We start from the raw sequence: 12925 nt of genomic DNA on the forward strand, positions 1-12925 counted from the left end.
ATGAAAGCCGTTTTCACCGCTCTTACGCTTGCTCTGACCGGCACCGCCTTGACGGCGATGCCCGCGACCGCCAACGCGCAGGACGCCGAGCAGTACAAGCCGCAGTTCTCGCAGAAGGGCGGCCAGGCGCTCGCCAAGATCCAGACCGCGATGACTGACGGCCAGATGGATGCGGTCCCGGGTCTGATCACGGCAGCGGAGAATCAGGTCGAAACGGCCGACGATCGCTTCGTGCTGGGTCAGCTGAAGCTGAACTATGCGGTGGAGACGGAGAATCTCGCCGACATGTATGCCGCGCTCAAGATGATGCGCGACAGCAATTCGCCGCAGATCGACCGAGCCCGCCTTGGCGAACAGTTCCTGTCGGTGAGCGACACGGCCTACCGCGTCCCCAACTACGCGCTGTCGGCCGACATCGCGCGTGACGCCGTTGCGCTCGATCCGAACAGCAATCAGGCGGTGCTGTTCCTTGCCGACAGCATCTACAAAAGCGGCGACGCGCCCAAGGCGTTCGCGACGTACAAGCAGTATATCGATCAGCGTAACGCCGCGGGTCAGACGGTACCCGAGGAATGGTATCAGCGCGCGGTCGGCCTGGCCTACAACGAGAAGGTCCCGGGGATGATGCCGCTCGCCGCCCGTTGGGTGAGCGCCTATCCGACCGATGCCAACTGGCGCGAAGTCGTCGCGCTGCTTCAGGATGCCCGTCAGTACAGCGATGCCGAAGTGATCGACGTGCTGCGTTTCCAGCGCGCGGTGGGCGTCATGCCGCAGGCCGGCGATTATGCCTATCTGGCGGACCAGTTGCTGGCTCAGGGTTTCCCCGGCGAAGCCAAGGCGGTGATGGACGACGGCGTTGCCAAGGGTATCGTCGATCCGTCGAACAGCACCTATGCCGAAGTCATCCGTATCGCGAATGAAAAGGCCCGCGGCGATCGTGCCAGCCTCGACAGTGTCGAAGCCGCCACCGCGAACCAGCTGCGAGGGATGATCGCGACCGCCGATGCCTATTATGGCTATGGCGACTACGCCAATGCCGTGGCCATCTATCAGGCCGCTTTGTCGCGCGACGGCGTCGACGCCAATACCGTCAACCTGCGTCTCGGGATGGCCGCCGGCATGAACGGCGACATGGCCACGGCCAACGCTGCCTTCGATCGGGTGGGCGGCAATTACGACGCGCTCGCCGACCTTTGGCAGGCGTGGTTTGCAACGCAGGGCTGATCCGCCCGACGCGACCGATCGAGAAGCGCCGGAGCTCGTTGAGTTCCGGCGCTTTTTCTTTGTCGCACCGGCCTGTCCCGTATCGGGATGGTTAACGGGATCTTACTGTAAAGCGCGTAAGTCTTGTCCCACATCGCACCCTGTCGGATTCCCCGACGCGAGGAGTGATGGATCAGCGTGCGTTTCGACGACCGCCTTGCGACGCTGCTGACCCTGCCGCTGGCGGGGCCGCGCGACCGTGCGGTTCGCTGGCGCCAGTTGGTCGAACTGGCGGCGCGCGTGAGCGAGGCGGGAATGGAGGACGATGCGCCGATGGTCGCGGCGCTTGCGGTCATCCGGTCCGAGCGTGACGAAGTGCCGATCGACGTGCGAAGCGCGACGGGCCGCGCCATCGCGGGCAGGGCGCTCGGTCCGAAGATGCTCGCTCTGTTTGCCGAGGAGGAATTGTCGGTCGCCGCGCCGGTCCTCGCCGCGGCTTCGGTCAAGCCGGAACAGCGTGCCGCCTTGGTCGACGCGGCCGACGGGGCGACGCGGGCGTTCCTGCTCAATCTTTGGCCGGATCAGGACGGCGCCGATGCAGAAAGTCGGCGGTTGGGGGACGTGGTCGAGCGGCTGAAGGCAGCCCGCACCACGATTGGCGATGCGGTGGACGGGGAGACGCCGTCCGTAAAGTCACCACAGCCCGACGGAAATACAGGCACGTCCGACAAAGCAGACGGCGCGAACACCGCAATCCTCGACCGGGAAACCGTGGCGTCGACCACGTCGCGGCCGTCCGCCCGATCGTTTTCGCCTTCGACGAATGTCGATCGCGACGCCATCAAGGCGTTTCGCTGGGAAACGGGCGCGGACGGCGCAATCGACTGGGTCGACGGCGCACCCCGGACCGCGCTGATCGGTCAGTCGCTCGCCGCTGCGCCAGCGCTCGCCCCGCTGATCGGCGCCCGCCAGTCCTTTTCCGCAGTCGACAGCGCGTTCGCGGGGCTGCCCGGCGACTGGCAAGTCACCGGCACACCAGAATATGATCCGGAGAGCGGTCGGTTCCTCGGCTATAGCGGCGCCGCGCTGCGCAAACGGGCCGCGGCGAGCCGCCGGATGTCGCCGCCTCGCGAAACGGCCCTGCCGCTCGATCCCGCAGCGCTTCGTGAACTGGTTCACGAAATCAAAACGCCGCTCAATGCGATCATCGGGTTCGCGGAGATCATCGACGGACAGTATCTGGGCCCCGCGCACCGCCGTTATCGCGAACGGGCAGCACAGATCGTGACGCAGGCGCGTATCCTTCTGGAAGCCATCAAAGATCTCGATTTCGCCGCACGACTTCAGGGCGGGCGCGAAGAGGGAGATGCCGAACCGCTCGGCGACATTCTCAACCATCTTCGTCCCGTGATCGAAGCGCGGGCAGCGCGACGCGGTGTCGACCTCGACATCCCTCGCGACCGCGATCCGGTCTGCTCGACGAACGCTGAATTGTCGGCACGCCTTCTGGAACGCCTGATTGCGGCCCTCATCGACGTGACGCCCCACGGCGAGACCCTCTCGATCGCCATCGGTGCGAAGGAGCGTCACTGCTACGTCGCGATCGAGCGCCCGCGTGGGCTGGATCGCTATGACGAACGCGAGCTGTTCGACCCCGGCTTCTCGATCGACGATGACGATGATGCCCTATTGGGATTGGGATTTTCGCTCCGCTTGGTACGGGGATTGGCGCGCGTGGCCGGGGGCGACCTCGTCATCGACGATAGACATCTCACGCTTAGCCTCGTTCGCGCCGACTGACGCTTGGCGCGGCGACCGTCGCTCGCTAGGGGAGGCGTGGGGGCGCGTAGCTCAATTGGTTAGAGCCGGCCGCTCATAACGGCTTGGTTGCGGGTTCAAGTCCTGCCGCGCCTACCACCTTCTTTGGCCGCGCGCCGAAAGGGAAGGCATGGTCGGGGAGACAGGATTCGAACCTGCGACCCTCTGCTCCCAAAGCAGATGCGCTACCAGGCTGCGCCACTCCCCGAGGTCGCGAAGCCTCTATCAGGTCGAACCGCGACGAACCAGCGGCTTATTGGTCGTTCTGAGAATGGCCCTCGACACCGGACTCGATTTCGTTGGCCTCGGCGTCCAATTCCGCCTCGGCCTCATCGGCTTCCTGGCTGATCTCGGCCTGAGCACGATCGGTGGCGTTCTCGGCGCCTTCCTGAATATCATTGCCGACGTCGCGTGCGATGGTCCCGGCATCGTCGACAGCTTCGTTCACCTCGTCGCCGTCGACGTCGACGGTCAGGCTGTTGTCCTCGTCATCGGTGCTGACGCTGCACGCTCCGAGCAAGAGGAGGGCGGGAAGGGCAAAACTTGTAAGACGCATGGCTCAATCCTTTCATGCAAAGATGATCGCAAGATGTAACGCCGAACCGATCGGAAAGGCTCCGTAACGGCTATTCGACCGGGCCCGCCATGACCGCCAGCATCGCCGTCCACGCGGCGACATTCTGCTTCAGCTGCTCGGGATCGACCTTGTCGAGCGTGTCGTTGGAGGTGTGGTGCAAATCGAAGTAGCGCGTACCGTCCTGTCGCAGCGAGACACCGGGCGCTCCTTCGGCGCGCAGCGGACCGATGTCGGCGCCCCCCGCCTGATCATATTCGCCCGACGCAATCCCGAGCGGTGCCAGCGTTGCCCGCAGCCGGTCTGCCTCGGCACGCCGATCCGCGCCCAGATCGGTCGTGACTTTCCAGACCCGATCGGCACCGAAGTCGCTTTCCGCCGCGACGTGATAGTCGGTACCGTCATGGCGCTCGGCAAAATCGAGCCCGCCCCAGATGCCGACTTCCTCGGCGCCGTACCAGACGATCTCGATGGTCCGCTCCGGCCTCCCGGCGTCCATGATCCGCTTGGCGGCCGCTGCCACGATCGCGCAGCCCGCGCCATCGTCGAACACGCCCGGTGCATTGTCCCAACTGTCGAGGTGACAGGCGACCAGCACCTTTGCGGCATCGGGATCGCGGCCCAGGACCTCGGCGATGACGTTGCCGGATGTCTGCATCCCGATATGGCGCGGCGTCAGCACCAGCTGCATCCGCACCGGCCCGTTCGCGCGATCGAGCGCGCGCATCAACTGCTCCGCATCGGGCGCGGCGAGCGCGGCGGCGGGGATAGGGGCCACACCCTCGTCGAAATTGGTGTTGCCGGTGTGCGGTGTTCGATTGTTGTCGGTGCCGATCGAGCGCACGACGATTGCCGCGGCGCCGCGCTTGGCGGCTTCGTTGGGCCCGACCCAGCGCGGTGCTCCGAAGGGCATGGAATATCCCGACCCGTCCTGGTTGCGCGGCATGTTGTTGGAGATGAAAACGATCTTGCCCGACTGGTTCGCCGGCGCATCGGCGAGGAATGCGGCGTAATCCTCATATCCGACGACTTCGGCGGTCAATCCCTCGGCAGGGGTTGCGCCCGAATTGCCCAGCGCCGTCAACACCAGCTCCTGCGGGAAAGGAGCGACGATCCTTCCGCTCTCGGCACCGCGAACCCACGTCGGCATCTGGAATTCCTCGACCCGGACATTGGCGAAACCGATTTCGTTCAGACGGCGAACCGACCAATCGCGCGCCCGTTGTTCGGCCGGGGTGCCGCCCAGGCGCGGTCCGACTTCGGTCGTCAGTCCTTCTAGGATGTCCCATGCCAGTTCGTCGTCCATCGCGGCTCGGCCCAATTCCAGCGCCCGCGCGTCATAGGGGAGGTCCTGCGAACGCAACTGGTTGGTCGCCGCGGCGACCGCGTCCGACTGCCGTTCGGGCGAGGCTTGCTGCGCAAGGGCGGGGGAGGTGCTGGCGAGAGCGGCGGCGAGCGCGAAGCGCGAGAGCATCTTGGTCATGGCGCGCGACGCTAAACGGCTCTTTCCGGCCTGACTAGAGCAACCGCATCTGGTCGCCCTGCGGCGGGCGGAAAAGCGCGCAGTTCAGACGGAACTTCTCGCGGCTGAGGCCGTGATCGCGACACGCCTTGTCGAACCGTTTGGCGAAAAGTTCCGCCCAGACACCGGTGCCGCGCAGGCGGGAGAAGAAATTGGGATCGTTATCGCGCCCGCCGCGCAGGTCGCGGATGGTCGCCATCACCTTTCGCGACCGGTCGGGATAATGTTCCTTCAGCCATGCCTTGAACAAAGGCGCTACCTCGTGCGGCAAACGAACGGGAAGAAAGAAGGCACTGCGCGCACCGGCCTTCGCGCCGGCGGCGACGATCGCTTCCATCTCCATGTCGGTGATGTGCGGAATGACCGGAGAGATCGAAAGGTAGACGGGTACCCCTTCCTCGGCCAGCGCCTTGATCGCGGCCAATCGCTTGGCAGGCGCCGGTGCGCGCGGTTCGAGGGTTCGATGCGTCTTCGATTCGAGACTCGTTACCGACAGCGCCACCGCCGCCAACCCCTTGCGCGCTGCGGGAGCGATAAGGTCGAGGTCGCGGACCACCCGATCCGACTTGGTCGTGATCGTGAACGGGTGATCGAGCTCGGTCAGCGTCTCGAGCACCGCACGTGTCACCCGCCACCGCTCCTCGATCGGCTGATAAGGATCGGTGTTCGTCCCCATCGCGATCGGCCTGGCGGTGTAGCCCTTGCGACCCAGCGTCTCGTGCAACAACCGCGCGGCGTCGGGTTTGACGAACAGGCGGCTTTCGAAATCCACTCCCGGCGACAGATCGTGATAGGCATGCGTCGGCCGCGCGAAACAATAAATGCAACCATGCTCGCACCCTCGGAACACGTTGACCGACCGGTCGAAACCGATGTCGGGCGAGCTGTTCTTGGTAAGGATGGTCTTCGGCCGCTCGATCGTCACCGTTGTCCGGCGAGGGGCGACCCCGTCGACCCGTTCGACCTCGTCCAGCCAGTCGCCGTCGGCGACATGTTCCTTCAGATTGAAGCGGGTGGGGGTGGCATTCCGGGTCGCCCCGCGGCCCTTGGTCGATTCGATCGGCATACGTCCATGCTATCGAACCAATAAGAACAGAACAAGAACATCTATGCTATCTGGCGGGGAACCTCGGTGTGCGTCCCTGAACCAGATCGACCAGCGCGGGCGGAGTTGTTCCAGCCTCGGCGTGATAGACGAAATAGTTGCGTAGGACCGCGGGGATGTAGAAGCGCGTTTCCCAGTAGGGCAGGCTCTCCATCCACAACAGCGGATCTTCGCCCGGAATGCTCGCCCACCGCGCGACCGGGACCGGCCCCGCGTTGTAGGCCGCGATGATCCGCATCAACTCGTCGCCCGTCGCCCGATTGCTTCGCATCTGCTGGATGAACGCCTGACCATGATCGATATTGGTCTGCGGCCGCTTCAATTGATCGGCCGTGACCGTCTCGCCCCGCGCCCGGGCCGTGTCGCGCGCGGTCCCCGGCCGTACCTGCATCAGACCGACGGCGTCGGCGGGACTGACCACGGTCTCGCGGAAATCGCTTTCCTGAATGATGTGCGAGAAAGCCAGATACGGGTCGATCCGCCAGCCATTGTCGGGCGTGTAATCCGGGGCGGGATAGCGGTCGCGCGCATTGAGCAGCGTCCCGCGCGGTGCGTTGGTAGCGAGAAAATATTGGACGCCCAGGCCGAGTTCCGCCGCCTCCGCGACCAGGAGCCGGTGCTGGGCCGGATCCCCGATCCGCGCCTGATGCCGCAGCAATGCTTCGGCTTCCGCTCGCCGACCCATTGCCGCCAGCGATCTAGCGCGCTGGACATTGGGAAGAGCCGCTACCGCGCGTTCTTCGGTGGGAGAGGGATCCTGCACGCGTACCGGCAGCGCCCGCGGTTCGCCCAGTCGTTCGCGCGCCAGCTGTCCGTAGAAGGTTTCCGGATCAACGGCGGCTGCACGGTAACTTTGCGCGACACGCTCGGCCCTACCGCAGCGTTGGTTCGCGCGGGCTGTCCAATAATGTCCGGCGGCACCCAGTTCGCGGTCGCGCGTGCCAAGGGCCGCAAGGCGAAATCCTGTCGCGGCACTGATGCAATCGTTCTGCCGCCAGCTCGACAGCCCGAAGATCCAGGCGCTTTGCGCGCGCCACTCCGCAGTCCCTGCGGACAACCCCTCGAGCGCGATCCTCCGCGCGTTGGCGATGTCGCCGGCAACGTAATAGATCCACGCCACCCGATGCGATATCTCAGCCCAGGCCTCGCCCGAAAGGCCGCCGGTTTCGACGGCCGCCCGATAGATTTCTTCGCCGGCTCGACCGTCGTCGGCCTCGACTGCGGGGCCGAGCTGCGCGAGCAGATTTTCTACCTGTGCGCCGCCCACCGATCGGGCACGATAGCGCCGCGGCGCTCCGCCCAAGGTAACTAGCGTTCGTTCGCCCGGGACGCGCACCGTATCGCCGCCGCGATCCGCCGCGATGCGGGCGAGCGCCCCGGCCTGTGGCAATTCCGCAGACCGCTCGGCGACCCGCGCCGCCGATGGCCCGTCGATCCGCGGCGACCCGGCCGCGAGATAGAGCTCGGCCAACGCATAGTCGTGAAGCGGGTCGCTTCGATCCATCGCCGCGATGGACTGGCGAGCAACCTCCCATTGCTGCCGCGAAATGGCGTTGAGGATGGACGGCCAGTCGCGCTCGAGCCTGACCGGCACCTGCGCCGGAGAGGCGTCGGCAGGCGGCGTCGCTTCCTGCGGACGAGGCGCGAGCGGGTCGGCGTCCTGCGCCAGCGTCGGGGTCGCCGACAGGACCGATGCGGCCAGAGCCGCCATCACCAAACGCGTCATTCGTTCTCCATCAAGATCTGCAGGTCTTCCCACGCGAGCCGTTTGTCCTGTGGTCGATCCATCAGCCAGCGGGGGTGAAAGGTCGCTACCGCCGGGACCCCCTCGATGCGATGTGACTTGCCGCGCGCCTTGGCAAGCGGTTCGCCGAGCATTGCGCGCGCCGCGCCATCGCCGAAGAAAAGGAGACGGCCGGGTCGGTGCGTGGCGATCAGGCGCTTCATGGCGTCGACTAGGTCCGGCTCGACCGGTTCGCGCTCGGACTGTCCTTCCCGGAAAGCGGGATCGAGGAAGACGACGGGTGCACCCTCTTGGCCGATCGCGCGCAGCATCGCCGCGAGCAATGGCGCATGGGCCGCGCCGATCCCCGTTTCTGCTTCCACCGGGCGGGCGGCAATGACTGCCAGCCCGGTGTCGGGGGACAGCGCCGCGCCGACATGCTGGGCACCGAGCCGTTCAGAGCGCGTCTTGAGCCAACTGGCGATGGACTTTGCATCATCGGGGAGGTCGGGCGACGGCGAAGCGTTGCGCGCCGGCGGCTCTGGCCGTGTGTCCGATGCCGGAACCGGGGCCGCGGCGGGAGCTTCCACCGCCACCGGGACCGGCGATTTCCCCAGCGAACGCCACGTAGGAGCGGGCGACTGGACCGCCGCATCCACCCCTGCCTGGCGCCACCAGTCCAGTAGCGCCGCCGCCTCTCGCGGATCGATTCTCGTTCCCTCGCCCATTCGCCCCGCACGATTGGCGATGTTGACGGCGCGGTCAATTCGTTGGCACTGCACGGATAAGCCGAAACGAACGCAATGCGCGACCAAGGGATAAGAGCGAATGAGCGAACGGGAATCGATGCAATATGACGTCGTGATCGTCGGTGCGGGGCCCGCGGGCCTGTGCGCCGCGATCCGGCTGAAGCAGCTGGCCGCCGAGCAGGAGCGCGACATCAGCGTCGTCGTGCTGGAAAAAGGCTCCGAAGTCGGCGCGCATATCCTCTCGGGCGCGGTCATCGATCCGAAGGCCCTGGACGAACTCCTGCCCGACTGGCGCGAACGGGAGGACTGCCCGCTCAAGATCAAGGTGACGTCCAACCATCACTGGATTTTGTCGGACACCGGAAAGATGGGCATTCCGCACCTCTTCCTGCCCAGCTTCATGCACAATCGCGACACCTATACCGGAAGCCTCGCCAATCTTTGCCGCTGGCTCGCCGAGGTCGCCGAGGGAATGGAGGTCGAAATCTTTCCCGGCTTTGCCGCCGCCGAAGTGCTGTTCGACGACGACGGCAAGGTGAAGGGCGTCGCGACCGGCGACATGGGGATCGCGCGCGACGGATCGAAGCGTCCCGATTATCAACCCGGCATGGAGCTGCACGGCAAATACACCCTCTTCGCCGAAGGGGTGCGCGGCCACCTGACCAAGGAACTCACCAATATCTTCGATCTGCGAGCGGAATCGGGTCCGCAGGTCTACGGTATTGGAATCAAGGAGTTGTGGGACGTTCCTGCCGACAAGCATGAGCCGGGCAAGGTCGTGCATACGCAGGGTTGGCCGCTCGACGACGCCTGGGGCGGCGGATTTCTCTATCATCAGGACAATGGTCAAGTGGCGCTCGGCTTCGTCGTCGCGCTCGACTACGACAATCCCTATTTGTCGCCCTATCACGAATTCCAGCGCTGGAAGACGCATCCCGATATCCGCGCCGAAATCGAAGGCGGCAGCCGCGTCGCCTACGGCGCGCGCGCCATCAACGAGGGCGGGTGGCAGGCGATCCCGAAGCTCGCCTTTCCCGGCGGCGCGCTGATCGGTTGCAGCGCCGGTTTCGTCAACGTGCCGCGCATCAAGGGCAATCATACCGCGATGAAATCGGGGATGCTCGCGGCCGAACATGTCGCCGAGGCGCTAGGAGCGGACCGCCAGCACGACGTGCTGGAAGGCTACGAGCCCGCCGTCCGTTCGAGCTGGATCGGCGAGGAGCTCAAGAAGGTCCGCAATTCGCAGCCGTGGGTTGCCAAGGCGGGCGGGAAGCTAGGCACCGTTCTCGCGGGGGCCGACATGTGGCTCAACCATCTGAAGATCGGGACGCCGTGGACGTTGAAGCACACCCCCGATCATCTTCACATGAAACCGGCCGCGCATGCGCAGCCGATCGAATATCCCAAACCCGACGGCAAGCTGACATTCGACAAGCTGACGAACCTGTCCTTCTCCAACACTAATCATGAGGAGGATCAGCCGGTTCACCTGACGTTGAAGGACGACACGGTCCCGATCCAGGTGAATTACGATGTCTTCGCCTCGCCCGAGCAGCGCTATTGTCCCGCGGGCGTCTACGAGATCGTCGGCGAGGAGGAAGGTAATCCCAAATTGCAGATCAACGCGCAGAATTGCGTCCACTGCAAGACCTGCGATATCAAGGACATGACCCAGAATATCAACTGGGTTGTGCCCGAGGGCGGGGGAGGCCCCAATTATCCTAACATGTAGGATTCTGATGGCCGCCGCGCTGGTGGCGGGCCTTGCCGAGCCAGCCGAAGCGCAGCAACTTCGGTTGCGCTTCGTCGAGCCGTCGGGGCCGCTCGATCACTACGTCGACGCCCGCGCCGCCGATCTTCTGGGTCAGCAGGACCGCGCCGCCGAACGTTATGTCGACTGGGTCCGGGCCAGTACCGCACCCGACGCGGAGATGGAGCAACGCGCCGCGTCCGCCGCCATCGCCGCGGGCCGCTTCGATCTTGCCCGCCAGATTGCGGGCTCGAGTGCATCGCCCGACGAATTCGGCCTCGACCTGCGACTGCTGCAACTCGCCGACACGTTGCGCGAACAGGAATATGGCGAGGCGCTGTCGATCCTCATCGACGAGGACGCGCGGATCGGCCTCGATTTCATCGAACCGTTCGTGCGCGGCTGGATCGACGCCGAGACGCGCTCGACCGACCATGCCCGGCGCGCCGCCCGCCGGATCGCCGGCCTGCCCGAGGAACGCGCCCTGTTCCGGCAGCAAGCCGAGCAGGCAGCATTCCTCTACCTCGCTGCAGGCGATGTCGAAGAGGCCGCGCGATGGACCGACCCCGCGCTGTCGGCGGCCGGCCCGCGCGAGACACGGTTGAAGCTTGCCTTCGCCGATCGCTTCGCCACCCTCGGTCGCCCCGACCTCGCGACCGCCATCCTGGGCGGTACCGACCCCATTCTCGAGCGCGCGCGGAGCCGTATCGACGCCGACGAACCGCTGGACATGGCGGTCGCCACCCCTGCCGAAGCCTTGAGCGAACTGCTGCTCGGTATCGCGCTCGACATCGTGCGAAGCGGTAACCAGGGCGAGATGCCGCTGCTGCTCGCGCAGGTCGCCCGCGCCGCTGCTCCCGATAACGACTATGCCGCCATCCTGACGGGCGCTCTCCTCTCGCAAGCGGGTCGCCCCGATGCGGCACTCGCGCTCTACGGTGCGATCCCTCCGTCCTCCTTGCTCGCCAGTCAGGCCCGCGACAGCGAGGTCCAAGCGCTCGTTGCCGCCGACCGGCCCGCGGATGCCGTCCGCGTCGCCCGCGCTGCACTGGCCGCCAGCGACCGGCCTACACCGGGCGATCATGCGCGTCTGGGTGACGCGCTTTCGGCAGCGGGCAATCATGCCGACGCCGCCGATGCCTACGCCTATGCCCGTGGCGATCGCCGGGACGATTGGCAGCTCTATTTCCTCGAAGCTGCCCAGCGCGAACAGGCAGACGAATGGCCCGCCGCCCGTTCGTTGTTCCAGCACGCGCTCGCCCTAGCCCCCGATCAACCGCTCGTTCTGAACTATCTCGGCTATGCGATGCTGGAAGCAGGCGAGGACACGGGATTGGCCTCGGCGTTCATTCGCAAGGCCAGCGCACTTTCGCCCGACAGCCCCGCCATCACCGACAGTCTCGGTTGGGCGCTCTACAAGATCGGGGATGTCGACGGCGCGATCGAGGCGCTCGCCCGAGCAAGCCAACAGGCACCGTCCGATCCCGAAATTCACGAACATTATGGCGATGCCTTGTTCGCGGCGGGTCACCGTATGGATGCGCGCTTCGCCTGGAACGCAGCGCTCGTCTATGCCGACGAAGACGCCGCGCGAACACGTATCGAGGACAAGATCGCTTATGGCCTCGCGCCTGCCAACGCCGCGCCCTGAAGCGCCCGTCCCCCTGCGCGAACCCGCGCCCGCCAAGCTCAACCTCGCCCTTCACGTCCGTGCCCGCCGCGAGGATGGCTATCACGAACTGGAAACTCTCTTCGCCTTCTGTACCGACGGCGATTGGATAACGGGGACCAGCGTGTCAGCCCCGGCGCCCGGCTTTACGCTGGAAACCGAGGGCCCTTTCGGCGCGGAGCTCGGCTCCAATGACAATCTGGTCGAGAGGGCATGGTCCGCCCTCTCGCGGCATCAGCCGAAACCTCATCATACGGCTCTCAATCTCGATAAGCGGCTGCCGATCGCCAGCGGTCTCGGCGGCGGGTCGGCCGATGCAGCCGCGACGTTGCGATTGCTTACCTCGCTTTGGAAACTTGATCCGGCCCACGCACAGGATGTGGCGCCGACACTGGGCGCCGACGTCCCGGCGTGTCTGCTGTCGATGACCGCCCGAGGCGAGGGGGTAGGGGAGCGGCTCGTTCCCCTCGACCTGCCCGACCTGTCCGGGACACCCGTCTTGCTCGTCAATCCGCGCGTCGCACTGGCGACGCCGCAAGTGTTTGCAGGCTGGGACGGCAAGGATCGCGGTCCTCTTGGCGACGGCTGGCGCGAAGGACGCAACGATCTGGAGGCACCCGCCCGCGCGATCGCGCCTGTCGTCGGCGACGTGCTCGAATGGCTGCGCAAACAGGACGGCGTCGATCTCGCCCGCATGTCGGGCAGCGGAGCCACATGCTTCGGCCTGTTCGACAGCATCGAGGCACGCGATGCCGCCGCAGCGCGGATGCGCGGAGAATGGTGGCACATGGCGACCCGCCTGCGCTAAGGCC

General features: G+C 65.8%; 10 protein-coding genes and 2 tRNA genes. 6 read left to right on the forward strand and 6 right to left on the reverse strand.

What is annotated here, in order from left to right:
- The 3 genes from WJT74_RS04555 (at window position 1) to WJT74_RS04565 (ending at window position 3120) form a co-directional block, all read left to right on the forward strand.
- Window positions 1–1224 carry a tetratricopeptide repeat protein gene (locus WJT74_RS04555; RefSeq protein WP_343347383.1) on the forward strand — a complete coding sequence of 408 codons (1224 nt, stop codon included), beginning with the start codon at window positions 1–3 and terminating at the stop codon, window positions 1222–1224.
- A 177-nt stretch (window positions 1225–1401) separates the two neighbouring features.
- A complete protein-coding gene (locus WJT74_RS04560) occupies window positions 1402–3003 on the forward strand; it encodes a sensor histidine kinase (RefSeq protein ID WP_343347385.1) in 1602 nt (533 codons plus the stop codon).
- Between the two features lie 40 nt (window positions 3004–3043).
- Window positions 3044–3120 (forward strand) — tRNA-Ile (locus WJT74_RS04565).
- Window positions 3121–3152: 32 nt separating this feature from the next.
- Here the strand turns inward: WJT74_RS04565 and WJT74_RS04570 are convergent.
- The 6 genes from WJT74_RS04570 to WJT74_RS04595 form a co-directional block, all read right to left on the reverse strand.
- Window positions 3153–3229, reverse strand: a tRNA-Pro gene (locus WJT74_RS04570).
- A 45-nt stretch (window positions 3230–3274) separates the two neighbouring features.
- On the reverse strand, window positions 3275–3577 hold the full coding sequence (locus tag WJT74_RS04575; RefSeq protein ID WP_343347388.1) for a hypothetical protein: 303 nt from the start codon (window positions 3575–3577) through the stop codon (window positions 3275–3277).
- Window positions 3578–3647: 70 nt separating this feature from the next.
- Complete coding sequence (locus WJT74_RS04580; RefSeq protein WP_343347390.1) at window positions 3648–5078, reverse strand: M28 family peptidase; 1431 nt, start codon at window positions 5076–5078, stop codon at window positions 3648–3650.
- Window positions 5079–5112: 34 nt separating this feature from the next.
- Window positions 5113–6183 carry a PA0069 family radical SAM protein gene (locus tag WJT74_RS04585; protein ID WP_343347393.1) on the reverse strand — a complete coding sequence of 357 codons (1071 nt, stop codon included), beginning with the start codon at window positions 6181–6183 and terminating at the stop codon, window positions 5113–5115.
- A gap of 46 nt (window positions 6184–6229) precedes the next feature.
- Window positions 6230–7948 carry a lytic transglycosylase domain-containing protein gene (locus WJT74_RS04590; RefSeq protein WP_343347395.1) on the reverse strand — a complete coding sequence of 573 codons (1719 nt, stop codon included), beginning with the start codon at window positions 7946–7948 and terminating at the stop codon, window positions 6230–6232.
- Window positions 7945–8727, reverse strand: coding sequence for a uracil-DNA glycosylase family protein (locus tag WJT74_RS04595; protein WP_343347398.1), 783 nt, complete (start codon window positions 8725–8727; stop codon window positions 7945–7947). The genes WJT74_RS04590 and WJT74_RS04595 overlap by 4 nt, the downstream gene beginning before the upstream one ends.
- Window positions 8728–8773: 46 nt before the next feature.
- Between WJT74_RS04595 and WJT74_RS04600 the strand changes: the two genes are divergently transcribed.
- The 3 genes from WJT74_RS04600 to WJT74_RS04610 are packed head-to-tail and all read left to right on the forward strand — an operon-like array spanning window position 8774 to window position 12921.
- Complete coding sequence (locus WJT74_RS04600) at window positions 8774–10426, forward strand: electron transfer flavoprotein-ubiquinone oxidoreductase (protein ID WP_343347400.1); 1653 nt, start codon at window positions 8774–8776, stop codon at window positions 10424–10426.
- A 7-nt stretch (window positions 10427–10433) separates the two neighbouring features.
- Window positions 10434–12095, forward strand: coding sequence for a tetratricopeptide repeat protein (locus WJT74_RS04605; RefSeq protein ID WP_343347402.1), 1662 nt, complete (start codon window positions 10434–10436; stop codon window positions 12093–12095).
- Window positions 12064–12921 (forward strand): 4-(cytidine 5'-diphospho)-2-C-methyl-D-erythritol kinase, encoded by an 858-nt coding sequence (locus WJT74_RS04610; RefSeq protein ID WP_343347404.1) that lies wholly within the window; start codon window positions 12064–12066, stop codon window positions 12919–12921. The genes WJT74_RS04605 and WJT74_RS04610 overlap by 32 nt, the downstream gene beginning before the upstream one ends.
- Window positions 12922–12925: the final 4 nt, after the last annotated feature.

This window comes from Sphingomicrobium sp. XHP0239 (assembly GCF_039555325.1).
In the GTDB taxonomy this organism is placed as follows: Bacteria; Pseudomonadota; Alphaproteobacteria; order Sphingomonadales; family Sphingomonadaceae; genus Sphingomicrobium; species Sphingomicrobium maritimum.

Bases quoted from the DNA above. Each gene is read 5' to 3' on its own strand.
- WJT74_RS04555 (WP_343347383.1), top strand. From the start codon at position 1: ATGAAAGCCGTTTTCACCGCTCTTACGCTTGCTCTGACCGGCACCGCC.
- WJT74_RS04575 (WP_343347388.1), bottom strand. From the start codon at position 3,577: ATGCGTCTTACAAGTTTTGCCCTTCCCGCCCTCCTCTTGCTCGGAGCG.
- WJT74_RS04580 (WP_343347390.1), bottom strand. From the start codon at position 5,078: ATGACCAAGATGCTCTCGCGCTTCGCGCTCGCCGCCGCTCTCGCCAGC.
- WJT74_RS04585 (WP_343347393.1), bottom strand. From the start codon at position 6,183: ATGCCGATCGAATCGACCAAGGGCCGCGGGGCGACCCGGAATGCCACC.
- WJT74_RS04590 (WP_343347395.1), bottom strand. From the start codon at position 7,948: ATGACGCGTTTGGTGATGGCGGCTCTGGCCGCATCGGTCCTGTCGGCG.
- WJT74_RS04600 (WP_343347400.1), top strand. From the start codon at position 8,774: ATGAGCGAACGGGAATCGATGCAATATGACGTCGTGATCGTCGGTGCG.
- WJT74_RS04605 (WP_343347402.1), top strand. From the start codon at position 10,434: ATGGCCGCCGCGCTGGTGGCGGGCCTTGCCGAGCCAGCCGAAGCGCAG.
- WJT74_RS04610 (WP_343347404.1), top strand. From the start codon at position 12,064: ATGGCCTCGCGCCTGCCAACGCCGCGCCCTGAAGCGCCCGTCCCCCTG.